The sequence below is a fragment of the Vibrio sp. K4 genome (assembly GCF_051122595.1).
Taxonomy (GTDB): Bacteria; Pseudomonadota; Gammaproteobacteria; order Enterobacterales; family Vibrionaceae; genus Vibrio; species Vibrio owensii.
This window is the reverse complement of sequence record NZ_CP178577.1, coordinates 3,105,161-3,132,132: the sequence shown is the minus strand read 5'-3', so window position 1 is coordinate 3,132,132 and position 26,972 is coordinate 3,105,161. Positions and strand designations below refer to the sequence as shown.

Here is a 26,972-nt window from a genome sequence, read left to right as displayed (position 1 = left end):
GCCCCTTTGTGTACAACACAAAGGGGCCTTAATCATTAGATATCATCAAAGCAACTTCTACTTACGCTTAGGAGTTAGGTACTTTTTTAACAACCTAGTAGGAGAAACAAACTTCTTAAATGCTTTCCACTCGTTAGTCTGTGTGTCAAAGTTATAATTGTTTGGATGTCCAGTAGGTTTGACACTAAATGACAAGGTTTGATGGTAAGGAAGTTGATGAAATTCATTTAGTAATGAAGGTGTACACAAATCTCGGTCACTGAACTTAATTAGTAGATTTTCCCATTTTATTCGTTTTAGTCTTCTCTCCCACTTCTTCTGTGCTTCATATTGATCGGCATAGTGCAAGAAATGAATCTCGACCTTCCCTCCGAGAAGACCTATAGGGTATTTGTTGTACTCACCATTTTTGACCACTTCTTCTTTGTATTTAGATTCATCATGAGAGATAAACGTAAGATCTGCTTGAGATAAGTAGTATTTTAGATCACGTAGCAAGACCAGGTAGTCAGGAGAAAAGATAAAGAGTCCAACAAACGGACTTTTATATGGGATCCCTAAGTGCTGGTGCATAAAGCCACCCCAGCAGTTATCACTGATAATTGAAAACTCTTCAGTTTCCAAATATGCTCTTCGTAGTTTTTTCTTTAATTTATCTATCGACTTTTTCACTATGAAAACACTCCGATAAGCTTCGTGGTGAGTTTGGTGAGCTTGCTGTCTTTTAGGTTATACTTGTTTGAAACATGAGCTTCATATTTTCCAAAAGGTGCTTGCTTAGCTTTTAGTTGATGTAAGTACTTGATTGCGCACTTTCTAAAGGCGAAGTTAAGGTCTTTATGTTTAGCTCTTTCTTGGAAAGCAGCATCAATAATAGTGATGTAGTTTTCTTGATACTGCTCGTCTCTGCGTTTGTTACTCATGATCGAATTGCTGCGCTTTCGATAGAAGATAATATCTTGAGGAATTGCAAACACATCTCGATAGTACGGCATGGTACGCCAATAAAAGTCCTCATCTTCATGGATCAGTTTTGGTGTGAAGCGCCGGCCCTCAAAGACACTCTTGTGGTAAAGTTTATTCCATGCCATGACCTCGACGCTAAAGAAGTTTGTACCAGACAAAGTTAGTGCACCTGTCTTTCGATTCTTTTTGTATGGCGCTTCTACTTTTGTATCATGTTCAAATGAAATGATCCCACCAGTTACGATATGTTTGCTGTGTTTTAAAGAGGCATCTATTAGATTTTCTAGCGCATCATCGACAAGCCAGTCATCCGAATCGAGCAAGAAAATATAGTCACCTTTAGCAACATCGATCCCTGTGTTGCGAGCGCCTGAAAGGCCTTGGTTTTCCTGTAGGATGACGTTAAGTCTTGAGTCGGAGGCAGCATACTTTTCAGCAATGGTCTGCGAGTTGTCCTTCGAGCCATCAATCACACATAAAACTTCAATGTTCTTATAGGTCTGTCGAATAACCGATTTTAAGCACTCCGCTAAATACTCTTCCACGTTATAAATGGGAATAATGACGGAAATTAACGGGTTATTGTGAGTCATAGGGCGAGCTCTTCTAATGTCTTTTGAATAGCGCCGCTGTTTTGATCTACAAACAGCTTTGCCTGCTTAGCTAATTGCGTACGTTGTTCGTCTTTTTCAAGCAAAGACTGAAGGGTGAGGGCTAGCTCATCTGAGGTATCAACTATCTCAATTCCACCTAGTTCTTTTAAATTATTAACGATCTCTAGGAAGTTAAAGAAACTAGGACCTGTGATCGTAGGTACACCTAAAGCGGCAGGCTCAAGCATATTATGTCCACCAACTTTGTTGCCAATTAAGCTGCCTGCCATAAAACATACATCAGATGCACCAATGAGTGTCAGCATTTGCCCCATAACATCACCGATATACACTGAAGTCTCTGGGCTAACGCTCGGAGCTTTGTGGGAGTGCTTTTCTGTCTGAAACCCCGTATTCATGCAAAGTTGGAATACGGATTCAAAACGTTCAGGATGACGAGGGACTATGACGAGTAAAGCATCTGGGTAAGTCTCGAGTAGACACTTATGAGCGTGAATAATTTGCTCATCCTCCCCCTTATGTGTACTGGCTGCGATCCAAACTGGGCGGTTATTTCCCAATCGTTCTCTTAGCGACTTACCCTGATCAAGGATGTTTTGGTCTACATGGATATCAAACTTCACTGAACCTGTTGTTGTTAGCTTTTCGGGACTGACCCCAAGTTTTTTAAACCTTTTGGCATCTTCTGAGCTTTGACAGCAAATCTGAGTAATACTGTTTGCAAGTAAATTAAACAGCCATTGGACCTTGCGGTAATTCTGAAATGACTTCTCAGAAAGTCGTGCGTTTAACACATGAATAGGCACTTTAGCTTTGGAAACAGCATGTAATGTATTTGGCCAAAGCTCAGTTTCCATTATCAACATCTTTTGAGGCTTCACGACTTTAAGGAAGCGCTTTATTGCAAAAGAGAAGTCGATCGGCATATAGCGATGTTCGACCAGATCGCCTAATTTCGCGACTTGCTCTGCCCCGGTACTTGTCGTTGTTGTCACAATAATCGGCAAGCTCGGGTCTTTCTTTTTCATCTCTTTTATCAGAGGAATCGCAGCCATTGTTTCGCCAACAGACACTGCATGAATCCAAATCGGACTAGATTGTGCACTTAACGTTGGGGTAATGCCAAAGTGCTCTTTCCATCGGTTACCAAATGAAGGTTTGCCGGGCTTCTTTCTGTAAAGCCCAAACAATAAAAGCGGAGAGGCGAGTGCAAGCACGAGCGTATAGATAATGCGAATAAGCATTCTTATGTAAACTCTTTCAGGTAGTTATCTACAATAGTTTTTCCGTCAAAACGTTTTAAGGTGTCTTGTACAAAGTGACTAAACGCGTCACTTTCTTTGAAGTTCAGAGCCTCGTTTATTGTTGTACCCAGCGAATCTGGTGTTTCTTTGGCCAAGAACGGTTCAAGCTCTCCGTTCATTATTTGTCTAACGCCGCCATGACTGTCTGTTGAGACAACTTTTGTTCCGCAAGCTAGTGATTCAATGAGCACCATACCCAATCCTTCATGCTTCGAGCTTAAAACGTAAAGATCTGCTTGTTGATACCAAGGGAAAGGGTTGGTTTGTGAACCTTTGAAATGAACTCTATCATTCAGGCCGAGTCGAGTGACTTCATTTTCGACCGTTGCACGATCATTGCCATCGCCAACGAGTACTAAATCTTGTTGGATACCAAAGTTTTTAATTGCATAGTCATACGCTTGGACAAGCAATGAGAAATTTTTTTGGGGAACGATACGACCTAGTCCAAGGATATATGGTTTCTCGTGTAATGGCTTAGTCTCTAAAGTGGCTTGCTGCTGAATATGTAGAAAATCATTCGGGTTATTCAACATGACAGATTTTCGAGGTGTAATACCGTGTTGCTTTGTCATATCTCGAAAGCTATTTAGTGCGCCATCTGATACGCAAGTGACATTACGTCCATTAAATAGCTTGCTGAATACCCAGCGAGATAAAGGGCCATACATATCAGCTTTTTGAACATTTTCGCATACATACACAAATCTGGCGTCTTGTAATGGCCAGAGGTGCTCAAAAGTGCCTTGTCCACGAAAAATGATGAGGTCAAATTTGCTCCCGTTCTTTTTCTCCAATGCTCGCAAGTGTTTTTTAAAGGCAAGCGCTTCCGCGTAAGCAAACCAGATTGGGAATGTTTTTCTTGATAGCAAATTCAACAGCTTACAAATAATAAACCAGACAATCCCAATACCTGTGGAGAAGACGCTTTTCTTCAAATTGAATAAATGGATGGGTAACGCTTTGTTCTTCGGTGAGAGCTCACACGTGCGATTCTTTAAATATATGAGATCGGTCTTATGCCCTGCATCTAGAAAGGAGTCAGCCAAGTTGACAGCAACCCTTTCCATTCCACCAATTTTTAAACTATTAACAATGATAGCTACTTGCATTGCACCTTACTCAGTATCGGGAATCTTGCTGATTACTTTTAGAGGAGACAGCTGGTTCAGGCAATTTAAATGCCCCAGTGGACACTCACGCTTAAAGCACGGACGGCAGTCAATGTCGGTGTGAACAATCTCTACCTTTTCCGCAAGCGGTGGAGTGTACTTTGGAGATGTTGAACCATAGACCGCAACGACGTTACAACCAACGGCAGCTGCCACGTGCATAAGCCCCGAGTCATTTGCTACTACAGTCTGACATGCCGCCAGCAGATCAACTGCCTCAATCAGGCTAGTTTGTCCTGCCAAAACATGAATCTGGTGCTGATGTTCTTGAGGTACTAATTGTTTGATGTTGTTACAGGTTTCTAGGTCTTTTTGAGAACCAAATAGCCACACTTGCTTTCCTGCATTCGCCATAGCTGATGCAACTTCTGCGTAATGTGTCTCTGGCCATTTTTTCGCAGGGCCAAACTCTGCACCTGGGCACAGGCCAACAACAGGCGCCTCTTGATTGAGCTTAAACTTAGCAATAGCTTCAGCTTGCTCTTTTTTATCAATAAACAGGCTAGGGCGAGGTAGGGTATCTAAACCACCTAGAGAAGAAGAGTCGATCATCTCTTCTTGTGGGTAAGCTAATGCCACATAGCGTTCGACCATGAACTGGAAAGACTTCATGTTTGGTCGCAAATCAGTAAGTAAACCGTAACGCATTTCGCCTTTCCAACCTGTGCGAAGCGGGATGTTTGCGAACCAAGGAATAAGAGCTGATTTTGCAGACTTCGGCAGGATGTAGGCGTGGTCGTACTGTTTTTCTCGGAGTGATTTACCGATTTCGCGACGACCGAGTAAGTTGAATTCACCATGACCAATAGGCATTTCAATAGCTTGATGGATTTCTGGCATGCGCTCAAGAATTGGTTTACACCAACCAGGTGCGATTACATCAATTTGGCTTTCTGGATGGAGTTGCTTTAAGACAATATAAAGAGACTGCGACATCACCATATCGCCAACCCAAGAAGGGCCAATAATTAAGATTTTTTTCATTTGCTTATTTGCCAGTCAGTGTTGTATCTCGGTTTAAATAGGTTGTAATAGTTATTGCCGTCTTCTTGAGAGTGCAGAAGTTGTAGCACCCACATGTATTGTTCTGGTTTATTTGCAACAAAGTACTCGATTGCTTGATTACAAGTGCGAGCGTCTTGTTCTTCGCCTTTATCTAGCTCAAACGCCGGTAAGATTTCGATATCAAACGTACCATCTTCTGTGTTCATAGAAGCAAACATAGGTAACACTTTAGCGCGTGATAGTTTGGCAATTTTACCTAAGCCTGGAAGCGTTGCTTTTCTGGTCGCAAAGAAATCGACAAAAACGCTGTGTTCAGGACCATGATCCTGATCGGGTAAGTAATAACCAATGTAACCGTCGCGAACTGATTTCAAAAACGGCTTAACACCACCAGAGCGTTCATAAACGCGACCGCCATATTGCACACGTTGTTCGTGCATTAGCCAATCTGCCACTTCATTTTTCTGCTTTTTTGCCATCGCAGAGACGGGCATTCCCATCGAAGCAAGCAACACCGCGGGAATATCAATTGCCCATGAGTGTGGAACCATCAAAATGACTTTCTCATCATTGTCGATGTGTTTTTGAAGGATGTCTAAACCGCGGATCTGGCAACGCTGCTGTAACCATTTCGATGAACGTAAGCTAAGTAAGCTGAAACGGAAAAAGAACAATGCTGCGGTATAAAGCGCTTTTTCAATCAGTGCTTCGCGCTCTTCAAATGATTTCTCTGGGAAGCACAGCTCAAAGTTGACTCGAGCTCGGTGAGCCGGACCTTTGTGCGATTTAGCTAGTTTCTTCGCGATAGTTTTTGCTAGCCATTTCTGAACCCCTAAAGGTAATAAAGCAAGCGGCAAAGAAAGGACAACGCCTATCCATGTACCCCAATACTTCGGTGCTAAAAAGTGGCGCTCAAATTCAGGGTTATAAGCTTTAGGATCGAAATCATCACGTTGATTAGTCATGAAGTTTTAAGTACCTATATTTTTGGAGAGAGGCGAGTGGAGGTATGTAGAAATGATACTAGTAATAATACCAGAGTAAAGGTGGTAGAGGTTAACTACCACCTTTGCGGAGAATTAACGGTTTTGAATCGCTAGGTATTCAGCAACACCTTCTGCTACCGTTTTGAATTCTACATCACAGCCGGCAGCACGAAGCTTAGTTAGGTCGGCTTGAGTAAATTTTTGGTACGCGCCTTTTAGGTGATCAGGGAACGGAATGGTTTGGATTTCACCCTTGTTGTGGTGTTTGACCACTGCTTTTGCCACTTCTTCAAAAGATTCAGCACGACCAGTACCGCAGTTGAAGATGCCAGAAACACCATTTTCTAGGAACCAAAGGTTTACTTTGCAGACATCACCAACGTAGACAAAGTCGCGTTTGAATGATTCGCTTCCTGCAAACAATTTAGGGTTTTCACCAGCATTGATCTGGTTATTTAGGTGGAAGGCTACTGACGCCATGCTGCCTTTGTGATCTTCGCGTGGGCCATATACATTGAAGTAACGGAAACCAGTGATTTGAGAAAGTTGCTCGCCATGCTCCTCTGCGTCTTTCCATAGGCGACGAACGTAGTTATCAAATTGCTGTTTCGAGTAGCCGTATACATTGAGTGCGCCTTCGTATTCACGCTCTTCGACAAACGTTTCTGTTTCACCGTACGTCGCAGCTGATGATGCGTATAGGAATGGAATTTCACGATCTAGACAGTAATGAAGCAACTCTTTTGAGTACTCATAGTTGTTTAGCATCATGTACTTGCCGTCCCACTCAGTTGTTGCAGAACAAGCACCTTCATGGAAGATGGCTTCGATAGGGCCGAAGTCGTCACCTGCCATGACTTGAGTAAGGAAGTCATCACGGTCCATGTAATCAGTGATATCAAGATCAACTAAGTTATTAAACTTCTTGCCATTTTTTAGGTTGTCGACAACCAGAATATCGTTAATACCTGCTTCGTTCAGAGCTTTAACAATGTTGCTGCCGATCATGCCAGCACCACCAGTTACGATGATCATAAGACTTCCACCATAGATTAAAATTTTCTCAGGAAGTTTAGCAGAGTTAAGCCTTTAGGTGCTAGTACTAGGGGAAGTGGTTGTCATTAGGCAAACAAAAAGGAAGCCGAAGCTTCCTTTGTACTAGTTGAATAGTTTAGTCAGAGCTAGATTATTTTTCGTCTGACGTATTTGGGCGTTGATACCATGGGTTACGAGCATCTGTTAATTCAATTAGGCTGTATTTACGACCTAGCTTCTGACCACCATCTCGAGTCAACGGCTGCCAGCTAAAGTTCGCACGGTTGTTGCTTGGCTTAACTGTCATGATGTCGAACGGAATCGAAATGTAGAAGCCCTTGGTAAAGCTACCTTCACCGAACTCTTCAGATGAAAGGTCACTGAAAGACGCGTATGCTCCTGCAATTACACCACTCTTGAATTGTTTAGATACATTCAACTGAGTACCAACATCACCAGCTAAGAACTGGCCCACATCGACTTGAATCATCAAGTCTTGTAGGAATTCCCATTGCGGGTAGTAGTAGCCGGATACAAAACCAGTAAAGCCTTTGTCAATTACTCGGAATGGGCGGCCATATTCCGGAATATTTTGCCATTCTTCATCATAAACGCCGAAGTAGCTTTGAGGGTCGCGCTGAGTAATCAAGTTAACATCTGCACCTATCGCCCAGTTAGCGCCATTCGGTCGATATAGGAACTCTGTACCAACACCAGCAAACATGCTCTCCAAGTAACCAGCATAGAATTGCTGATCCATAGAGTCTGAGTAGTTTTGGAACCATGTTAACTGCAAGTTTGACATAGTAACGGCATGCTCATTGTTATAGGCGCGGAACATGGTTCTTACACGAGGCACATCCGTACCATCTGGTGGCGTTACGTAAATGTACTTATCGTAGTTGTTGTACCAGTCCCAGTATAATGAACCACCTATTTCTAGATTGTCTGTAAGCCAGTAAGAAGCACTACCACTCAAACCTACACTAAACAGGTAAAAATCTTCTGCACTACCCAAGGTTTGAGCTAGTTTTGGTGCAAAGCCCCAATCAAAGCGGTTAAATCCATCGTAGGTTGGTATACCTCCGGGTTTCGTTGAGTAACCAGTGATGGCGTCATCAATTTTCGGGTCGATATAATTGACCTGAGCGACATCCCTATATTTATCTGCAGAGATATCAACAGGTGTGGTACCTAATCCTTTATTACGCTCACTAATAGAGTAAGTGTCGATGGTTTTCGGAAGTTGATTGTAGAGAACAGCTGAAGCTTTTTCATAAGCTTCATCACGATCTCTATACTTCTTCTGCTCACCAACAACAGAGACTTTGTTGTCTGTTATATAAATTTGGTTTGTTTCGTAACCAGCAATTTTATCAAGTTCTTCACTAACTCTTTCCCAATCGACGTCAGAGATTTGTTCTGGTTGATTATCTTTTGGTTCTGGAGTTGGCGTATCACGCCAGAATGAAGGCATGTTGTTGAAGTTTGTATACAGGCTCATGCCTGCGACGAGGGTATCACCACGTTCGTAGCTAAGCTTTAAATCAGCCATATTGCCTAAACGGTATAAAACGCCAAAATTCCAAGGTGTATGTGGTGTCATATCGACATCTGCACCTACCACTGGATAATCGGTACTGTAGTCATTGCTGTCATATTCGACTTTAAAGCGCAGTGGGGCGTGTAATGTTTGAAATTCTACGCCACCAAACAAAGCTGCTGGTCCTTTAAATGCTCTGTTAAAGTTAGTTGTCCCTCCTGAATCTAAGAATTCTTCAGAGCGGTCACAAAATTTATCAGAGGCTTTACAGAAGGGGTTAGTAATATTGTCTCGAGTGCCCAAGTAGCCCCACCCCATACCTAAAGTAAAATCAAAAGTACCAAGGTTTGGGTTAGAGTAGCGTTTAGTGGCTGCAATGTACTCGGCATCAAATAAACCTGTACCTGCAAAATCTCTAACGCCCAGAGCAATTTCTGGAACGTACTGAGATTCTTCCCAAAGTCTAAATTTAAAATCAATACCTTTGTCGGTGTAGGCATTATCTACGCCAGGTAAGGTAGATGAGTAAGGTAGATCTTGGACTCGGGTATACCGTATTGTAGTTTCTAGCCATGGAAGAACTTGAAGCGTCACATTATAGAATAAGTATTCGTCGCTCCCAGTAACAGAGAAATTGAACTCTCCTTCCTCTGACATTCTACCCGAGGGCATCTGCATTAAGCCTACACCACCAAAATCGGATTGGGAAGGAGTTAAGCTTGGAGCTTCGAAAGGTACGTCTTGAGCCCAAACCAACGCAGGGCCCATTAAAGAAAGAGATAAACTGGTTCTTATCAGGTTCATGTTTAATTCTTCGATGAAGTTGGTTTACGCTGTGATAGCAGTTTGACGATGTTTTGGTCCATTGGCGATTGCTCAAAGTCGTCAAATGGGACGTAGACCATGGTCAAGGGCGGTAAATAATATTGTTTGGTTAACCAGTTGCCATGATGAGGGGTAACGACTTCACCGTTTGGATAAATCAAAATAGGCGGTTGAGCCAGTTTACCAACTTCACTGCTTTTCAGGTTGTCGACTTGTTGATGGAGAGGGATACCTGCTAGACTTTTGATCGCATAAACCTTGTCCACATTACCCACATACAGCACTTTTTCTGTTCGCTGAGGTGCACTCAAGACAAACTGACCTTTTAAAAGCGGATTATCAAATTTGTCTAAGCGAATCTGATCAATATCGACGGCGGAAAGAACGCGAGGCGCAAACTGACTTTGCTGAATAAATTTGTAAAATGGATGGCCAACGAGGTTGTATTGAATCATTTGGTTCAGCACTGCATTTTTTAAAGCCAGACTTTTTTGTTGTGCCTGTTCTGAATCATCAAACAAAATAATCGCGAGAGGATATTGCAAGATAATGTTCTGCTCTTGTGCGAGTTTCAGAACGTTGTCTAAACGAGCCGGTTGTTCGAATTGTAAGGCTTTTCCAGTACCCGCTAACTCAACTTGTAGCGTAGGTAAATTTTGGTTCTGAGCCATAGCCGGTAGGGCCGTAATACTGACAACGCCTACTAAGCCTAGTAAAGAAAGTAGTCGCTTACTCATGATTTGCTATACCCTTTCAAAATTGTCAATTCAATAGGCACCATGTTTGGGCCTAGGTGCTGACGTGTTTTTATTACTTGCCCGTTCTTGTCGACCCAATATGTGTTCTCTACACTTTCTTCTAGACTGGGGAAGGTCACGATTTCTTTGTAAGCATCGGTTTCTGTCGATGAGATGGGTGTGATTACCATGTCTTTACCTAGATGTGATCGTTTGACCTCAGCCGGAAAATTATAACGGTATTCTTCAGACCAATCGTAAGAAAGGGAGAACTTTTCTGGCAAGTGTGAGTAAGGTGGGACCTCACCATATACGCCGGCTAAATTAATAGTTTGAAGTCCGATAGTTTTAACGATATGTCCGTTTTCAGTTACTACCATTGCTTTATCTGCACTAACCCATTTTAGTTGTGTTTTTTCTGTTAATGGATTTAGTTCTGCAAACGCGAGAACAACAAAGACTTGCTTTTGATTACCGATTTTCAGATAAGCGCTTGCATAAGGAACCGCTTCAATTTCATTCGGAGTTAGTTCTACATCAATGTAGTTGCTATAAGCTTCCTGAACGGTAGCCGAAACGTCGTTGAATTTTTGAGTGCAACCAAAGGATAGGCCTAGTAGGGGTAAGGAAACGAGCAAGCGTGTCCATTTTTGAGATAAAAAAGTAGTCATCATTCCCTCATACAAATAAAATCGCCCTGAAAACTCAGGGCGATTATTACTACTACTTAGACTTGATTACTGAGCTGTTGAAGCAGAAGCAGAAGCAGAAGTAGAAGTAGAAGACGAGTCGCTGTCTGATGCCGCAACTGCTACTACTGTAACTGCTGCTGCTGCACCTACTGCTACTGCAGTTGTGCCAGTTGCAGATGCAGATGCTGCACCAGCAGAACCTGCTTCTTCAGCTGCAAATGCAGTTGATGCGCTTAGAGCCATAAGAATAGCTAGAGCTGTGTTCTTCATTATTAATCCTTGTATTTCAGATTTTAAAACATCGATGTTTGGTTTGTTTAGAACATACCATCTGTCATTTTAGTTAAAAAACAATCAGCATGTAAATAGTTTCCTATGGAATTTTACCAAGTTCTAAAGAAAGCGTCTCATTGAAAAGACAATTGACTTGCAGGTGGTTTTAGTTCGTTTAACTGGAAAGTCTAGGCTTAATGACCGAAAATTCAACGTTAGTGAACGCCAAATTGTCAACATTGAGATGGGTTTAACCTTTCGCTTTAGAACATTTAAGTGGATGATGCCCAGTGTGTCCTTGATCTCAAAAACAAAAAAAGCCCTTTCTCAAACCTTAGAGTGAGTCCCCTTGCCGTTCTGCGCTAATCCATGCATAATTTGCCAGCTTTTATGCTCTGCTTTTCAAGTATTAGTTTTTTATTTGTTTGTCACAAAAGCAGCACTCAAAGAGAGTACTTGTACCAATAAACCGAGCTGCTCGGTAATCAGCGAACAGTGGCTAACGCGCAATGCCGCAGGGCGGTAGCGTGAAAACGCACGAGCAAAACAGACAACCAGTTAACAGACATTCACTGCGTGCGTCATTCATGTGCAGCGGTCAGTCAATACCCAAGGAACACTTACGTGATGAACAAACGACCATGGCTAGGGGCGTTGAGTGCAATCAGCTTAGGCTTGTGCTCATTTACGGCCTCTGCAGATTTTTATGCAGGTGCGTTAGTGAGCTACTCTAATGCCGAATACCACCACTCTTCTACTTCTTCCGTAGCTGAAGGCAATCCATTCCTTCTTCAAGCTCAAGCAGGCTATTTCTTTAATGATTATGTCGCTCTAGAGGCACGTTACGGTACATCTGTGCAGCGTGAAAGCGGGCTCGCGGTCGACAGTTTGGCGAGTGGGTTTGTTAAGTTGAACATGCCGGTTTCTGAACGTTTCGCTCTTTATGGGCTAGCGGGTTACTCCAGTGTTCAGATCGATCAACAGAACGTCGGTTCGAACAGAGACCAAGGTTTTAGTTTTGGCTTAGGTATGCATTATGCCTTAGACAAGCACAATGCGGTTGTTTTCGAGTTTGTTAACAGTACATCAGAAGACCAAGTTCGCCTGAATGCCCTGACACTCGGCTTCCAGCACCGATTTTAATTAAAAGACCTAGTGCCTAGTTTAGTGACTGGGATTTTTAACCTCTTGATTTAAGTAGCGAATTATCATGTTTAAAGGATATGTCTCGATTGCCGCTTGTTTATTGGCAAGTGTCTTTGCACCATTCAGTCATGCGCAGACCCCAACCCCGGAACAAATGCAAATGTTTCAAAGCCTACCTGCTGACCAACAACAAGCGCTAGCAAGTAAGTATGGTGTCTCTCTCCCTTCTGGCTCTTCTTCGCAGCCTAGTAGCTACCAAAACCCTCAAGTGATTGATCCTCGACCAGAAGTAAGCAACGCTAATCAAACGAATCAAGCGGATGTAATGAAAGAAGATGAAGAGCTAAAGCGCTTCGGCTTGGATCTGTTTGCGGGTTCACCGACGACGTTTGCTCCTGTGAACGATGTGCCAGTCCCTGCTGATTATACAGTCGGCGCTGGTGATGAAATTGTTATTCAGCTATTTGGCAAAGAGAATACGACGCACCGTTTGCGAGTAAATCGCGCGGGTACTATCAACTTCCCTTCACTTGGTCCAGTTCAAGTGGCAGGGATGAGCTTTTCTGACGTTCGTGATTCACTAAACCAACGTGTAAAAGAGCAAATGATTGGCGTGCGTAGCGACATCTCACTGGGGGAGATGCGCACCATGCAAGTGTTTGTTATGGGTGATGCGTACAAGCCAGGTGCTTACACAGTTAGTGCGTTAACTACCATTTCTCAAGCCATTTATTACAGTGGTGGTTTTGGTGAGAGCGGTGCATTGCGTAACGTGCAGTTAAAGCGCAACGGTCAAGTTATTCGCAAGCTTGATATGTATGACCTATTGCTAAAAGGCGACGCGCGCAACGATGTTCGACTATTACCTGGTGATGTGGTCTTTATTGGTGCTGTTGGCAATACCATCAGTATTGATGGTGAGGTAAACCGTCCTGCAATCTATGAAGTGAAATCAGGTGAAACCTACAAGCAAGCCATTCAAATGGCAGGTGGTTTTACTGCTAACGCTTACAGTGACCAAATTGAAGTCAAACGTTATGCAGCGAAAGGTGCGCGTGACGCATTAACCCTTAACTTTAGCCAGTCACATGATCAACAAATCAAAGTCAAAGATGGTGATGCGGTTAATGTACTCAAGAAGAGCGAAGAACTAACCCGTTACGTGCAAATTGAAGGTGATGTTCGTCATCCGGGCTTTATCGAATGGAAAAGCGGTCTACGTGTCGCTGATTTATTCCAGTCGGTAGATACGTCATTTAACTCTACTGCTGATGTTAACTATGCTGTTGTTGTCCGTGAGATTAATCCACAGCGTGATATTGAGGTTTATCAAATAAATCTTGCTAACGCGATTCTTTCGCCGAGCAGCAAAGATAACCTAAAGTTAAATTCACGTGACCGATTGCTGGTATTTAACCGCTTCAATAATGAGGATCTGGATACTCTAGCGGATCAAGATACAGTGACTAAAGCGAAAACGCTTGAGCAAGCACAATTTAAAGCCGAACTGGACCAACAAAAAGAGCAAGAAGTAATGAGCTCTTCTGTCGCTATTTCTTCAGCGACAGACAATATGTCGTTCGGGCAATCTTCAACTGAAGAATTAGAACAGCCAAAAATCATATTCCGTGGCAAAGAAATTACGAAAGAAGATTTCGATGCGTTAAAACAAAACACTCGTCGAACTTTACTTGCTCCGGTACTTTTGCAGCTCCAGCAGCAATCTCGTTTAGGTTTAGCACCACAAATCGCCGAAGTATTCGGTGAGGTTAAACACCCAGGTCGTTATCCATTAACGCCTCGCATGTCGGTGTCTACTTTAATCGAAGCAGCAGGCGGTTTAACTTACAACGCATTTACTATTAATGCTGAACTGGCTCGCACCGTGATCAGCAGTAAGGATGAACGTGCTTCTATCGACGTAGAACGTATTGACTTACGTAAAGCGATTCAAGGAAGCGCCGAAAATGATGCCATCCTTGTTGGCCGTGATCGCCTGAACATTCTCGAAAAGCCTAACGTTAAACTGCAAAGCACAGTTACCTTACAAGGTGAAGTTCGTTTCCCTGGAACATATACAGTTCGTCAAGGTGAGACACTAGGTGAGTTGCTTGAACGTGCAGGTGGCTTAACTGAATTCGCTCACCCACAAGGTGCAATTTTCACGCGTGAAGCGCTTCGTTTACAAGAGCAAAAACTACTCAACCAATACGCCGCAGATATGCGTGCAGAAACAGCGAAGAAAACCTTCCGTGCGGACAGTAATATGAGCTCGGTAATTTCAGACCCAGACAAAACTCTGAAGTTTGTTGAAGAAGCAAGTAAGAGTAAAGCGCTTGGTCGTATGGTTGTTCAGCTCAATAGAATTATCAAAGACGAGCGCTCTGCTGACTTTATGTTGGAAGATGGCGACTTCTTGTTTATACCAACCTTCCGCAATACGGTTTCAATCATGGGTGAAGTACAAGTTCCAATTACATACTTATTGGATAACAAGCTAGATGTGGATGACTACCTGAACAAAGCGGGTGGTGCCAAGAAGCAAGCGGACGAAGACCGTATTTTTGTAGTACGTGCAGACGGCTCGGTTTACAAGCCAACATCGGGCTACTGGTTCGGTAACGATAAAGAGGACCTAAAAGCTGGCGATACGATCGTAGTACCGATTGATACAGATTACCGTGATGCACTAAGTACTTGGACTGCTGCAACGCAAATTCTGTACCAAACTGGTGTAGCAATTAATGCACTAAAGTAACGCATTAATCGTTTGATATACAAAATTAATAGTAGAGTTGTAGTTCTATTCCTCAAAATAATAGTGGCAAGATTGGAACTACAACTTTTACCTTAATAAAGTGCCCTTGCCGCCAAGCTCAGTCATTGGCAAAGGGAGCTTAGCTTAAGAACCAAGGACTCTATAAATCCAATGGAATCAACTAAAGAAGTGTACAAAGATAACACATCTCAACCATTACAAACCTCTCAGGTTAATGATGACGAAATCGACCTACGAGATCTAATTAAGGTAATATGGAAAGGAAAGTGGCTAATTATTTCCATCACTCTTCTTTTTGCTATTGGATCTGTGATATATGCTTTAAGTCTCCCTAATATATATAAAGCTGATGCACTATTAGCTCCAACAGAAAGCGTTAGCGGGGGGGGGTTGTCAAAAATGGCAGGTCAATTCGGCGGGTTAGCGGCACTAGCTGGTGTAAATTTAGGTGGAGCTGAATCATCTCAAGTAGACTTGGCTGTACAGGTAATGCAGTCACGTCAATTTATAGAACGATTCATTAATAAGCATGAATTGCTTATACCAATAATGGCGACGAAAGGTTGGGACTTAACTCAGAATGAGTTGATTATTGACAAAGATGTTTATGATCCAACATCGAGAGAATGGCTGCGTGATCCAAAGGGGCTTCGTGGAGCTAAGCCTAGCGCTCAAGAAGCATTTGAAGTATTTTACAAAGAAATCCTGACTATAAAGTCAGACAAAGAAAGTGGTTTGTATAGTCTCTCTATTAACTACTACTCCCCCTATCTCGCCCAGCAATGGGTTGAATGGCTTGTCGAGGATATTAACAAGGTGATGCGTGAGCGTACAATTAAAGAGAGTTCTCAGAATCTTGCTTACCTCAATACACAGCTTCAAAAGACTGCAGTTGCAGATATGCAGAGTACGTTTTATAAACTTATAGAAGAACAAACTAAAAGCTTAATGCTTGCGGAAGTTCAAGAAGAGTTTGTCTTTAAGATTGTTGATCCAGCAGTAGTACCCGAGATTAAGGCTAAACCCAATCGTGCTTTAATTTGTATACTAGGTACATTTTTGGGCGCTCTGTTATCAGTGATCTTGGTCGTTTTTTACTATATAAAGAAGACTTTTTTTGAGGTTTAAGATGGATGTAACATTTCTTATTTCAACGATGAATAAAAGATTAATGAATGTTACTTTGGAAGATGGCATTCGTTATGTGATAGTTCATCAAATAACAGATGGAAATGAGGCTCATTATCTAGAGTTTGCACGACGTAACTACTCGGAAAACATAGTCTACGAGCAAATGTTCGATACTGGTTTGTCAAAAAGCAGAAATAAAGCCATAGAGTTGTGCCAAAGTAAATTTGGATTTGTTCTCGATGATGATGTAAAAATTGACCGTAAAGAATTGGACTGCTTTTTAGTAGAGTCAAACAACATCGTCAGTGAGTATGGTGAAGGTGTTTATTTTTCTTGCTCTCATGTTCTTGGTACTAAAAAAAAATTAGTTGCTAAGCAAAGCAAATTTCTTAATATATTTACTTGTGCAAAAATAGCGTCTATTGATATGTGCTTGAACGTAAAGCATATGAAAGAAAATAAAATAAAGTTTGATGAGAAATTTGGTCTTGGAACTAATTTGCCGTCTGGAGAGGAGTATATATTACTGACTGATGTGATACATAGTGGTGGGAAGATATACTATTGCAATAATTACGTATGTGTACATCCATTAATTGTATCTGGTAACGACTTCTTTTCGAATGAGGATAAAATAAGAGCCAAGAGAGAAATGTTCAATAGACTGAAAAGTAGATGTAGATATATTTTTAAAGTTCTATTCTATATAAAAAAAATACCGATACTGATCAAAAATAGTAAACTTATAGATTTCACAAAGACGTATTGGAACGTTAAAGTATGAAGTTTATTGAGCGAAGCTTGGCTGTGATCTATGCGCTCTTTGCATTCAACTCTCTTTATCCAAGCTATCTCTGGGAAAATGCATATATATATAAGCTAAATTTTATAGCGCTTTTTTTATTATCAGCGGTATATTTTTTGTCAAATAAATCAGTTGGCAGGAATAATATTATAGCGTTTATGGTTTTATCTTTATGGATCATCTATGGCTATTTCCCAAGAGGAGATGATATCGCTTTGATTTCCTCTGGTATTATAGGGATTTTGATATTTTCACTATTGCCTAGCCACGTAAGGTTATCATCATTTAATATATTTCTTCTGTTAGTAGTTGTTATATTATTACTGTCAATTATTCAATACCCATTTATAGTTTTTGGTTTTGTTGATGCTATAGGGCATATTGAGCCAACAAATTACATCAAGGCAAGTAGAGGTCAGTTTTATATTAATTATGGCTTGAACGCTGTATTAAATGATCAGCACCTAAGTGTTTTTGGTTATCAGCTTTTCAGATTTTCTTCCATATTTGACGAACCTGGAATGGTTGGAACGATTACCGCAATATTAACTACATTCATTTTGAATAAAAAAAGCCCAAATAATAATTTTAAAATATCAGTTTTAGTAGTGTCTAATATACTTTCTTTTTCTTTAGGTGGATATATTTTACTTTTAGTTGGTGTGTGCTCTAGATATTTACTCTCTCTGAAATCTATATCATTCAAACTGATTATAAATACATCTTTGATTTTTGTTTTGCTGTTGACAGTTCTTGCAACGGATGGTGGTAAAAGGTATATATTAGATCGTGTTTGGGACGGTGAAAAAATTACAATCAAAGATAATCGTGTAGATGATAAGTTTGAAAAACAATATTTAATGGCTTTAAATGATAGTAAAACGCTTTTAATTGGCGAAGGAAAAGATGCTCATGTTAGGACAGGTTATGACGTATCTTCATATAAAGGTGTTATATTTAATTACGGCTTGTTAGGTTTTGCTTTTTCTATTATTCTAGTCTTTTACATGTCCTTATTTGTTAGATGTGAACGTTTTTATTTGTCGGAAGTTTCATTTGTATTAGTAATCCTATTAAATATGTTTCAGCGTCCTTATGATTATAACTTTTATTATTACTATATCATGTTGGCGTATGGTTCATATATTAGAAATGAGTCGGTGACATAATAGTATGTTATTGAATGCCCTAGCGATTAGTTCCAAATTACTGGCGTCATTTGGAGTGCTTAAGTTAATCTCCATAACATTCTCCCATTCTGATCTGAGTGACTACTATTTAATCCAGAATCAGGTTTCGGTACTTCAGTTCATATTTTCATTTGGGCTAATAAACGGTTTTCTAAATGAATCAGTAAAGAACAACTGCGATAATGATATTTATTTATTGTTAAAAATATCGACTGTTGTACTCTTAGTGATGTTACCTTTAGCTTATCTATTTAGTGGTGGGTTAGGTTGTACAATAGTATTCTCCTCTTTTGTAATTGCTATTAAGTCTACGTTGTATTCTATATTGAATGGTCAACGAAAGAAAAAAGATTATACATTATTTGTTTTTTTTGAAATGCTGCTTATATTGTCAGTGATAAAAATTGTTTATGATTCCTACGGGATTCAGTTAGTTATATTATCTCAAGGCATTATAAGCGCATTTGTTGTATTTCTGGTGTTATATCGATTAAATAAGCTAGATTGCAGAAGTTTTTTATTCGTTGAAAATTCCGGTACTATTAAATCTTTTGTATGCAAATATCTCCCATACTTCAAGATGGCAGTTGTATCTGCATTTGTTGTCCCTTTGATTTACCTTCTTGCAAGAAACATATTGTTTGGCTTTTATGATAGAGATTCTTTAAACCTATCGATTCTCTTCGCTAGTTGGCGTCTTTCTGATTCTCTTCTGATAGGAATAGGAGCCTTGTCATCTATCTATATAATACCTGAATTAAATAGGAATCAGTCTATAAATAACTTTCTATATCGCATGTCTCTGTTTATTGCTTTAGTTTTGCTCTTAGCATTGATTCTTTTAGTGTACTTTCCTGATTTTATAGTTAGCTCACTCTTAGATAAGAAATATACAGCGAATTTTGAGATAATATTAATTGTTTTTCTATCATTCTTTCTTAGGGCAATATCTTATGTTTTGGGGTTAAAATTAGTTTATCTTAAAAAAACAAAATCTTTTGTATCTATCGAAATAGGACATGCAGTGACCTTTCTTGTATGTGTCCTTTTTTTTAGTCTTATTAATGCATCTGTATTTTTAGTGCATTATGCCTTCTTGTTCCAAGGTATTGTTTGTTTAACTCTTACTTATAAAGAATTTTACTTAAGTGGTAATGATGAAATATAGTTATATAGTTCCAACTTATAATAGAAAAGAGAAGCTAATAGATACGCTAAATAGCGTATTGACTCAAAGTCGAAATGATTATGAAATAATAGTTATAGATGATGGAAGTACCGATGAAACAGAACTTGTCGATTTTCAAGGGATGTCTGATAAAGTTAGATATTTTAAGCGTTTAAATTCTGGTGTGTCATCCGCTCGCAATCATGGGGCTAGTTTGGCTAAAGGCTCTTATTTAATCTTTCTTGACTCTGATGATCTAGTTTCGGGGGAACAATTAAAAGTTTTCGATAGTCTTATTAAAGAAAATGAAAGCAATGACATATTTTTTACAAGTTACTCTTTTTGGGAAAGTAATTCAGGACATCTTGTTAAAAGGGAAGAGTTGAAAGATGGAAAGTATAATGATTTTTTAGTAGATTGTACGCGGTCAATTCAACCGTTTTTTCCAGGTTGCTTGTGTCTTTCAAAAATGCTGTTTGAACAAAGTAATAAATTTAAAGAAGGCTGTAATTTTGGTGAGGACCAAGCGTTATGGGTAGAGCTATTGTCTTCTCATGAGGCGGTATCGAACAATACTTCAACCCTTTGGTATCGAGTTGATTCTGTTGGTTCATTATCAAAAGCGAAAATTAAAAAACTACCCCCAGATATATATGTGGCAATAGCAAGGAGTAAAGACCTTGAGGATAATAGAAAAGTCAATAAGTATATTAAGCACCGGCTTAAATCTTTCACTAAAATTGCAATAAAGGATGTAAATGTCCGATTGTTGGGTGAGGTTTTTATTTCTTACTTAAAATATCTTAAGGTCTAATTATGAAAATACTTTTTGTTTGTAATGAATATCCACCATATCCAGCTGGTGGTATCGGTGTATTTACAAAAGAACTTGCAGAATCTTTATCTGGACAATGTGAAGTCTATGTGGTCGGGTTATATAATGTTGATGAAATAACAAAAGAGTCAATTAATGGCGTAAATATAGTTCGTATCCCTGGAAGAAAAAGTGGCCTTTTCAATAAGTTACTTGACCGTATCAAACTATATCGAAATGTAACTCAGATCATAGATGAAAGAAAAGTTGATATTGTTGAGTGTCAAGACTTTAATGGTTTTTTTGCATTTTTCCCTAAAATAAAAACAAAGCTCATAGTTAGACTTCATGGGTCAGTGTCATACTTTTATAAAGAGTTAAAGCAATCTGGCTTTAAAAGTATGTTGTGGAGATTAATTGAAAAAAACCACTTACTTAAAGCTGATCATATTGTCTCTGTTAGCGATTATACTGCCTATACAACGAATGAACTATTCCGCTTAAAATCTCAAAAATTTTCTACAATATATAATGGTGTTAAAGTAGATAACTTATATCGCAAGGTTGACTCACTTGAAGTTAAAAAATATATATTTGCTGGTTCAATAATTAAAAAGAAAGGCATTTGTGAGCTTATTGATGCATGGATAATCTTTTCAAAAGGAAAAGATAACGTAACTTTAGATGTTTATGGTAAAGATATTGAAGGTTTATCCGATGTTTTAATTAAAAAACTTGAATCAGTAGGAGTTAATAATTGTACATTCCACTCTCCGTTAACAAAAGAAAAATTAGTGCATCAGATTTGTAATAGTTCATTTTTTATTTCTCCTACGAAAGCTGAGGCATTTTCTTTAGCTCCGTTGGAAGCAATGGCTTGCTCAACTTTAGTTTTATACTCAAATCAAACTAGTGCTAAAGAGCTTATTAAACATTCTGAAAATGGTATACTTATTCCAAGCAGTAATGTTGAGGATATCATTGAATCGCTTGAAATCTCTTATAGTTTAGATGTTGATACTTATAATGAAATGACTTTGAATGCGTATAATGATATTGTAGGTAAGTTCAATGTCGAAGATAAGTGTATCGAAAATATAGATTTCTATCAATCAATAGTTGATGTTAAGTAGTTGGAATAGCATTCTTGGTAGAGCAGTTTATACTTGGAATTATCTTTATTAAGTTATTTTTTTGAAATGTATTTAGTAAAATAGTGACATATTTTATTTTTGATTTTACATATATTTAAGAGGTTGGCTTTGATAAGTAAGCTTATATATTATATTGGGGTTGCGATACGAAATCCTTCGTTTAAAAAAGTGAATAAAGAGCTTGATGCTTCATATTACTTTGACAAAAAACACCTTGAAGAAATTCAAAATGAAAGGCTTAATATAATCTTGAGGTTTGCATACCAGAACTCACCCTATTATAAAAAACTGCTGGACTCTTATTCTTATTCACCGAATCATACATATGATAAGAAGTTTTTAGCAGAGCTGCCTATTTTAAGTAAAGATACACTGATAAAGCACAATAACGATATTCACACAATACATAATTACAAGTTCAAAAAGTTGTTTTTTTCTGAAACTTCTGGGTCTACGGGGCAAGCGTTAACATTTTATAAAGATGAATTATGGGATTCTTATAATCGTGCTTCTATTTCAAGGGGAATGAAACTTTTTGGAGTTAATGTTTGGGATCGAAATGGATACTTTTGGGGATTTAATCATAACGGTCTGTCTCTTTTTAAGGTTAGATTCTTTGATTACCTTATGAATAGGTTTCGTGTATTTTCCTACTCGGAAAAACCCTTAGAGAAGTTTCTGAATAAATGTAATAAGGCTGAATACTTATCAGGTTATAGCTCTATGATTTATGAAGTGGCTAAGCTTGCAAATAAAAAGAATATTCAGTTTTCTAATATTAAATTTATCAAAGGTACCTCCGAGAAAATTTATGATTTTTATCAAGATGAAGTTGAGAAGGCTTTCGGAAGAAAAATTGTTAGTGAGTACGGTTCTGCTGAGTCTGGAATTATAGCGTTTGAATGTCCTTATGGAAATATGCACATAAACGAAGAGTGTTGTATTTTAGAGGAAGTTGATGGTCGAGCTGTCGTTACTAATCTTGTAGCTAAATCTTTTCCGACAATAAGGTATGATTTAGGTGATTATGTTTCACTTAAAGATGTGGAGTGTGCTTGTGGTAGAAAAAGCAAGATTGTTTCTGAGATAACGGGACGAGTTGGTAAGAATATTATCGGTATTAGTCAGAGTTACCCTTCTCTCACACTATATTATGTATTTAAGAATATGGCTGTAAATCATAAAGTAAATATAGCTTATCGTTGTGAGCAACACTTAAAAGGTCAACTTGTTGTTTATTACGAAAATGTATTAACGCGTGAAGAAATGAATTTGTTGAAATCGGAGTTCTTAAAGTACTTTAATGATGACTTACATATTGAATATAATTACGTCAAGAACATACGACCTTCGAATAGAAAATTAAAAGATTTTGAAAGCTATTTGTGAATTAATTTCTTGTTGTGTTTGATAAATATAACCTAATGAGTTATGTAGCAATGGAACAGTTTAGTAACTTAGTCTCAATAATTATGCCAACATACAACTCAGAACGTACTGTTGTTGAGAGCATACAGAGTGTATTAGCCCAAACATATAAAAATTGGGAACTGATAATAGTAGATGATCGATCATCGGATAAGACTTGGGAAGTTGTTACAGGCTTTGCAGGACAATACGATAATATCCATGTTTATCAGAATGAAAAAAATCAAGGGGCAGGCGTAAGTCGTAATGTTGCGATAGAAAAAGCAAAAGGCCGCTTTATTGCCTTTTTGGATTCGGATGACCTCTGGACAGAAGACAAACTGTCAGAGCAAATCGCGTTCATGCTCGAAAATGACTATCCGCTGACCTACACGCACTATAGTCGTTTTAATAGTGACGAAGAATTGAATGTCGTCACTGCGCCTGAGTACACGACCTATAAGAAGTTGATGTACAGTAATGTCATTGGCTGCCTGACGGCGGTTTATGATACTAAGGTATTAGGTAAGCGTTATATGCCCTTGATTCGAAAGCGTCAGGATATGGGGCTATGGCTGGAAATCTTAAAAGATACTCCGAAAGCTTACTGTTTACCTAAGACATTAGCGAAGTACCGTATGGATACTGGCATGACGTCAAATAAATTCAGTGTGTTGTCATATCAGTGGCGCTTCTACAGAGACGTTGTGGGGCTGAACATACCGAGAAGCATGTTTACCTTTTCAGTCTATGCCGTAAAAGGCACGATGAAACATCGCTCGAAAAGAAAGTCATAGTAACCTATATAACGAGTAGGTTGCCGATAACCATAAAGATGACAAATAAAAAAGAGCCATCACTCAGTGATGGCTCTTTTTTTGTCTTTGTATTCTTGGCTAAAGGCTTTATTAGCTGGGCTCTAGCGGCCCATACCGAACAGAACTGTTTTCACGGTAAGAAGTAATATCTTCACTTCCATTTTCCAGTTCTGATGCTTGATGTAGTAAATATCGTATTTATGCTTCCACACCGCATCTTCAACAGAGGCTCCGTATGGATATTTTACTTGAGCTAAGCCCGTCACACCTGGTTTAACTGCGTGACGAAAGCGATAGTAAGGAATCTCTTTTTCCAGCTCTGCGATAAACACTTCACGTTCTGGTCGAGGGCCTACCATAGACATCTCGTTTCTCCAGACATTGATAAGCTGTGGCAGTTCATCAATACGAGTCTTACGGATAAACTTACCTATGCGGGTAACACGAGCATCGTTCTTGGTCGCCCATTTCGCACCGTCTTTCTCGGCATCGTTTCGCATTGAGCGGAATTTAATAACATCGAACTCTTCATTGTATTGGCCAGTTCGGCGCTGTTTAAAGAAAACCGGGCCTGGTGACTCTAACTTAATAAGAAGAGCAGTAATCAAACCTACTGGTATAGCAACCCATGCCAACATAAAGACGAAAAGAAGGTCGATAGCGCGTTTTTGCCAGCTGTTCTTGCGGTTAGATAGAATCGAGAACGCCTTTTGATGTAGGAAATAGCCGCTATGCAGTAGTTCTGTCTCTGTGTAACCAAGGCGACGGTCAAAGTAGCTAACCAATGGCTCTACCCAAGCGCCAAGCTCTGTCGCAGCAACGAGATAAGCTTGCTGTTCGCTGTCTAGGTGTGAGCTTCTAAAATGGCAAAGTGTCTTATTCTTAAAGTCACGAATTGCATAGTTATTGATCTGAGCATTGATCTCTGGGTGTCTTTCTAACACTAAAGAGATCTTCTCTTCATCTGAAGCCGGACAGTAAATGTAAAGGCAAGCATCTTGTGTGCCTGCGGCTAACTCGTCCAACGTTGATGCAATGCTAATTGAATTATTCTTAGATAATTCAGTGGCTTCTCGTTCTTGAAGCGTGTTACTGATACTGTCTGTCATAGAATGGGATATTTTAATGTTCGACTAGCCAATTACTAACAAGTCGAGGATTATAATTTATTTCGTACTGAAATTATATCCCCATATTCACAACATGCTCGTAACTTCGTTAAATTTTTTGAATAATATAAGAACTTAAAGTTAGAACTATACAGAAAATTTGTGGTTAATCTGATAGAAATAGCGTGCCATATGCTGCATTTATAAAATGCTTTTCAAAGGTGTGTAACAACATCAAGAGCAGAAAGGGCGACTAAAAATGGACATGATGACCTAGTGCAATTAGATGGGTATTTAACCCCTGTTTAGCTTTATCTTCCCCGTGAATAAGATGTATCTGTTTTGGTGCTACTGGTATTCCTTCTACAAAATTCAATAGATCCCCTTGGTCTGCATGCGCAGAGTAACCAGACATCGTATGTACCTGAGCTTGCACAGTAATTCTCTCATCATCAATCACCACTTCTTTAGCTCCGCTCTGTATATCCCGACCTAACGTGCCGTCTGCTTGATAGCCTGCAAACAACACATCATTACCTTTATCCGGTAACAAAGCTTTGAGGTAATTAACCACTCGGCCACCTTCACACATCCCAGACGCCGCGACTACAATAGCAGGCTCCGCCGTACTAGCTAGGCGATTTACCAAGCGCAAATGTTCCGCGTGACCTTCAATAGTAATACACTGTTCAAATGCCAAAGGATGACGATGGTTATCCAAGCGCTGTTTTGCTTCTTTTCCCCAAAGCTTCTTAAATCGACGATAAGTCTTAGTGACCTTCTTTGCTAAAGGAGAGTCGAGAATAATCGGAAGTGAATCTTGTAAATCGTGCTGATGAATAAGCTGTTCAATATCAAACAGCAGTTCTTGCGTTCTACCTACACTGAATGCTGGAATTATTATGACGCCACTGTCCTCAAGCGCATGGTTGATTATAGAGAGTAACCTTTGGCTTCGGCTTTCAACGCTTTCATGCTTTTTATTACCGTAAGTGGATTCGATAAAAAGATAATCTGCACGAGTAGGGGAGATTGGATCAGGAAGAAGCGGCGTATTACTTGGCCCCAAGTCACCAGAAAACACCACCACCTCATTATTAGGAAGTTTAAACTCGACATAAGCAGAACCAAGAATGTGCCCCGCAGGCTGAAAGCGAAGATAAGCAAGTTCCTTAAGCGGTAGCCATGTCTTGTAATCACAGGGTACTAACCGCTTTTTAATCACATTAAGAACTTGTTCTCTTTGTATTTTGTTTAGCCCTAATTGAAGCTTCAACCCATCTTCCAGCATAAGCGGCACAAGCTCTGCCGTTGCATGAGTGCAGTAGATTTTGCCTTTATAACCCGCCGCCAATAACCAAGGTAAACGGCCAATGTGATCGATATGAGCGTGAGTAAGCACCAAGGCCTTTATTCTGTATACGGAAAACTCGATCTCTAATGGCCGATTTCGCCCGCTGGTTAATGCATCCTTTCCTTGAAAAAGCCCACAATCAATCAAAACGCTGCCTTTAGGTAGCCTGAGTTCATGGCATGAGCCTGTGACAGTGTCTTTTCCTCCGTGGTGAATGACTTCCAATGTCTACTCCCTAAATATGCGGCTTTGGCTGGTTTTAATATATGCAAAAGTTATGAAACTAGATTGGCCAAATTGAGTGTGTTTACAGGTCTGAAATTTGCGCCTCATAACGTAAGAGATCTTATCGATTTGTTAAACAGAAAAGAGTGAGATTGATACGATGGAGTTAGAGGTGTGTCATAAAATTGACATATAGAGCTTACAATATAATGAAATAAAACTCATATTTATGCACTTGTGTGCGCTTTGATGTTTTGGCTCAATCTCACGTAATTGATTGTCTTTAGATATAATACGTTGGTTGATTTATAAGATTGATAGTTATTTATCTAGGCTTTGTGGAAATTTGATTGTCATTGTCAAAAAAAAGCCAATTTAGAGTAAAATTGCGGCTTTTCGTTGCAACTGGTTTGCTATACAATTTAGCGCGTTGGTTTTTAGAACAAAACCATAGACATTTTGGATGGAATGATTGCCTTTAGGAGCCAGACCTAAGGGCGGTAGCGTACAAAAATCGTCATTAAATGGGTAAACTTCGTGGTCACCATACTTCTATCTTTATTTCAGCAATAGCTGATGTGACATCACATACATGTGATGTGGATTGGTCACACCCAAAATTTAGCTGCTTACAAACCATCTTATGCGGGAAGGCTTAAATGTCGCGGCTTGTTAAGTACTCTCTAACCTGTGATGCAATACAGCCCAGTAGGGAAAGCG

Annotated in this window: 23 protein-coding genes; 10 read left to right on the top strand and 13 right to left on the bottom strand. The window is 39.6% G+C overall.

Annotated features, from left to right (window positions below; all coding sequences use genetic code 11):
• Positions 1 to 57: 57 nt before the first annotated feature.
• The 11 genes from ACLIIY_RS14095 to ACLIIY_RS14045 all read right to left on the bottom strand — a co-directional run bounded on the left by ACLIIY_RS14095 (position 58) and on the right by ACLIIY_RS14045 (position 11,149).
• Positions 58 to 672, bottom strand: coding sequence for a DUF1919 domain-containing protein (locus tag ACLIIY_RS14095; RefSeq protein WP_434527785.1), 615 nt, complete (start codon positions 670 to 672; stop codon positions 58 to 60).
• Positions 672 to 1,559, bottom strand: coding sequence for a glycosyltransferase family 2 protein (locus ACLIIY_RS14090; protein WP_171371333.1), 888 nt, complete (start codon positions 1,557 to 1,559; stop codon positions 672 to 674). Before ACLIIY_RS14090 ends, ACLIIY_RS14095 begins: the two co-directional genes overlap by 1 nt.
• Positions 1,556 to 2,824, bottom strand: a complete 1,269-nt coding sequence (gene waaA, locus ACLIIY_RS14085) for a lipid IV(A) 3-deoxy-D-manno-octulosonic acid transferase (protein ID WP_171371332.1) — start codon at positions 2,822 to 2,824, stop codon at positions 1,556 to 1,558. The genes ACLIIY_RS14090 and waaA overlap by 4 nt, the downstream gene beginning before the upstream one ends.
• A 2-nt stretch (positions 2,825 to 2,826) precedes the next feature.
• Positions 2,827 to 3,996 (bottom strand): glycosyltransferase, encoded by a 1,170-nt coding sequence (locus ACLIIY_RS14080; RefSeq protein WP_434527784.1) that lies wholly within the window; start codon positions 3,994 to 3,996, stop codon positions 2,827 to 2,829.
• A 6-nt stretch (positions 3,997 to 4,002) separates the two neighbouring features.
• Positions 4,003 to 5,040, bottom strand: coding sequence for a lipopolysaccharide heptosyltransferase II (waaF, locus tag ACLIIY_RS14075; protein WP_434527783.1), 1,038 nt, complete (start codon positions 5,038 to 5,040; stop codon positions 4,003 to 4,005).
• Positions 5,037 to 6,026, bottom strand: coding sequence for a lauroyl-Kdo(2)-lipid IV(A) myristoyltransferase (lpxM, locus tag ACLIIY_RS14070; RefSeq protein WP_434527782.1), 990 nt, complete (start codon positions 6,024 to 6,026; stop codon positions 5,037 to 5,039). Before lpxM ends, waaF begins: the two co-directional genes overlap by 4 nt.
• 114 nt (positions 6,027 to 6,140) lie before the next feature.
• The gene (gene rfaD, locus ACLIIY_RS14065; protein WP_434527781.1) at positions 6,141 to 7,082 is read right to left on the bottom strand and encodes an ADP-glyceromanno-heptose 6-epimerase; all 942 of its coding nucleotides are present in this window, start codon (positions 7,080 to 7,082) and stop codon (positions 6,141 to 6,143) included.
• A gap of 151 nt (positions 7,083 to 7,233) precedes the next feature.
• Positions 7,234 to 9,429 (bottom strand): YjbH domain-containing protein, encoded by a 2,196-nt coding sequence (locus ACLIIY_RS14060; RefSeq protein WP_434527780.1) that lies wholly within the window; start codon positions 9,427 to 9,429, stop codon positions 7,234 to 7,236.
• A gap of 2 nt (positions 9,430 to 9,431) precedes the next feature.
• Positions 9,432 to 10,187, bottom strand: coding sequence for a capsule biosynthesis GfcC family protein (locus ACLIIY_RS14055; protein WP_434527779.1), 756 nt, complete (start codon positions 10,185 to 10,187; stop codon positions 9,432 to 9,434).
• Positions 10,184 to 10,858, bottom strand: coding sequence for a YjbF family lipoprotein (locus ACLIIY_RS14050; RefSeq protein WP_434527778.1), 675 nt, complete (start codon positions 10,856 to 10,858; stop codon positions 10,184 to 10,186). The genes ACLIIY_RS14055 and ACLIIY_RS14050 overlap by 4 nt, the downstream gene beginning before the upstream one ends.
• A 66-nt stretch (positions 10,859 to 10,924) precedes the next feature.
• Positions 10,925 to 11,149 carry a hypothetical protein gene (locus tag ACLIIY_RS14045; RefSeq protein WP_434527777.1) on the bottom strand — a complete coding sequence of 75 codons (225 nt, stop codon included), beginning with the start codon at positions 11,147 to 11,149 and terminating at the stop codon, positions 10,925 to 10,927.
• A 630-nt stretch (positions 11,150 to 11,779) separates the two neighbouring features.
• Between ACLIIY_RS14045 and ACLIIY_RS14040 the strand changes: the two genes are divergently transcribed.
• The 10 genes from ACLIIY_RS14040 to ACLIIY_RS13995 all read left to right on the top strand — a co-directional run bounded on the left by ACLIIY_RS14040 (position 11,780) and on the right by ACLIIY_RS13995 (position 23,543).
• Positions 11,780 to 12,295, top strand: coding sequence for a porin family protein (locus ACLIIY_RS14040; protein ID WP_434528555.1), 516 nt, complete (start codon positions 11,780 to 11,782; stop codon positions 12,293 to 12,295).
• Between the two features lie 67 nt (positions 12,296 to 12,362).
• Complete coding sequence (locus tag ACLIIY_RS14035) at positions 12,363 to 15,056, top strand: SLBB domain-containing protein (RefSeq protein WP_434527776.1); 2,694 nt, start codon at positions 12,363 to 12,365, stop codon at positions 15,054 to 15,056.
• A 171-nt stretch (positions 15,057 to 15,227) separates the two neighbouring features.
• Positions 15,228 to 16,205: a Wzz/FepE/Etk N-terminal domain-containing protein gene (locus tag ACLIIY_RS14030; protein WP_434527775.1), complete on the top strand. Its 978-nt coding sequence runs from the start codon at positions 15,228 to 15,230 to the stop codon at positions 16,203 to 16,205.
• 1 nt (position 16,206) lies between these two features.
• On the top strand, positions 16,207 to 16,992 hold the full coding sequence (locus tag ACLIIY_RS14025; RefSeq protein ID WP_434527774.1) for a hypothetical protein: 786 nt from the start codon (positions 16,207 to 16,209) through the stop codon (positions 16,990 to 16,992).
• Positions 16,989 to 18,182, top strand: coding sequence for a hypothetical protein (locus ACLIIY_RS14020; protein ID WP_434527773.1), 1,194 nt, complete (start codon positions 16,989 to 16,991; stop codon positions 18,180 to 18,182). Before ACLIIY_RS14025 ends, ACLIIY_RS14020 begins: the two co-directional genes overlap by 4 nt.
• A 247-nt stretch (positions 18,183 to 18,429) precedes the next feature.
• A complete protein-coding gene (locus ACLIIY_RS14015; protein ID WP_434527772.1) occupies positions 18,430 to 19,371 on the top strand; it encodes a hypothetical protein in 942 nt (313 codons plus the stop codon).
• A complete protein-coding gene (locus ACLIIY_RS14010; protein WP_434527771.1) occupies positions 19,361 to 20,185 on the top strand; it encodes a glycosyltransferase family 2 protein in 825 nt (274 codons plus the stop codon). The genes ACLIIY_RS14015 and ACLIIY_RS14010 overlap by 11 nt, the downstream gene beginning before the upstream one ends.
• 2 nt (positions 20,186 to 20,187) lie before the next feature.
• Entirely contained in the window at positions 20,188 to 21,318 is a 1,131-nt protein-coding gene (locus tag ACLIIY_RS14005; protein ID WP_434527770.1) for a glycosyltransferase family 4 protein, read from the top strand.
• Between the two features lie 129 nt (positions 21,319 to 21,447).
• Positions 21,448 to 22,728: a phenylacetate--CoA ligase family protein gene (locus tag ACLIIY_RS14000; RefSeq protein ID WP_434527769.1), complete on the top strand. Its 1,281-nt coding sequence runs from the start codon at positions 21,448 to 21,450 to the stop codon at positions 22,726 to 22,728.
• A gap of 50 nt (positions 22,729 to 22,778) precedes the next feature.
• Positions 22,779 to 23,543 carry a glycosyltransferase family 2 protein gene (locus tag ACLIIY_RS13995; protein WP_434527768.1) on the top strand — a complete coding sequence of 255 codons (765 nt, stop codon included), beginning with the start codon at positions 22,779 to 22,781 and terminating at the stop codon, positions 23,541 to 23,543.
• Positions 23,544 to 23,665: 122 nt separating this feature from the next.
• Here ACLIIY_RS13995 and ACLIIY_RS13990 read toward each other — a convergent pair whose 3' ends face one another.
• Together ACLIIY_RS13990 and ACLIIY_RS13985 are read right to left on the bottom strand one after the other, a co-directional pair.
• Positions 23,666 to 24,673: a sugar transferase gene (locus ACLIIY_RS13990; RefSeq protein WP_045379347.1), complete on the bottom strand. Its 1,008-nt coding sequence runs from the start codon at positions 24,671 to 24,673 to the stop codon at positions 23,666 to 23,668.
• 253 nt (positions 24,674 to 24,926) lie between these two features.
• On the bottom strand, positions 24,927 to 26,252 hold the full coding sequence (locus tag ACLIIY_RS13985) for an MBL fold metallo-hydrolase (RefSeq protein WP_434527767.1): 1,326 nt from the start codon (positions 26,250 to 26,252) through the stop codon (positions 24,927 to 24,929).
• Positions 26,253 to 26,972 lie beyond the last annotated feature (720 nt).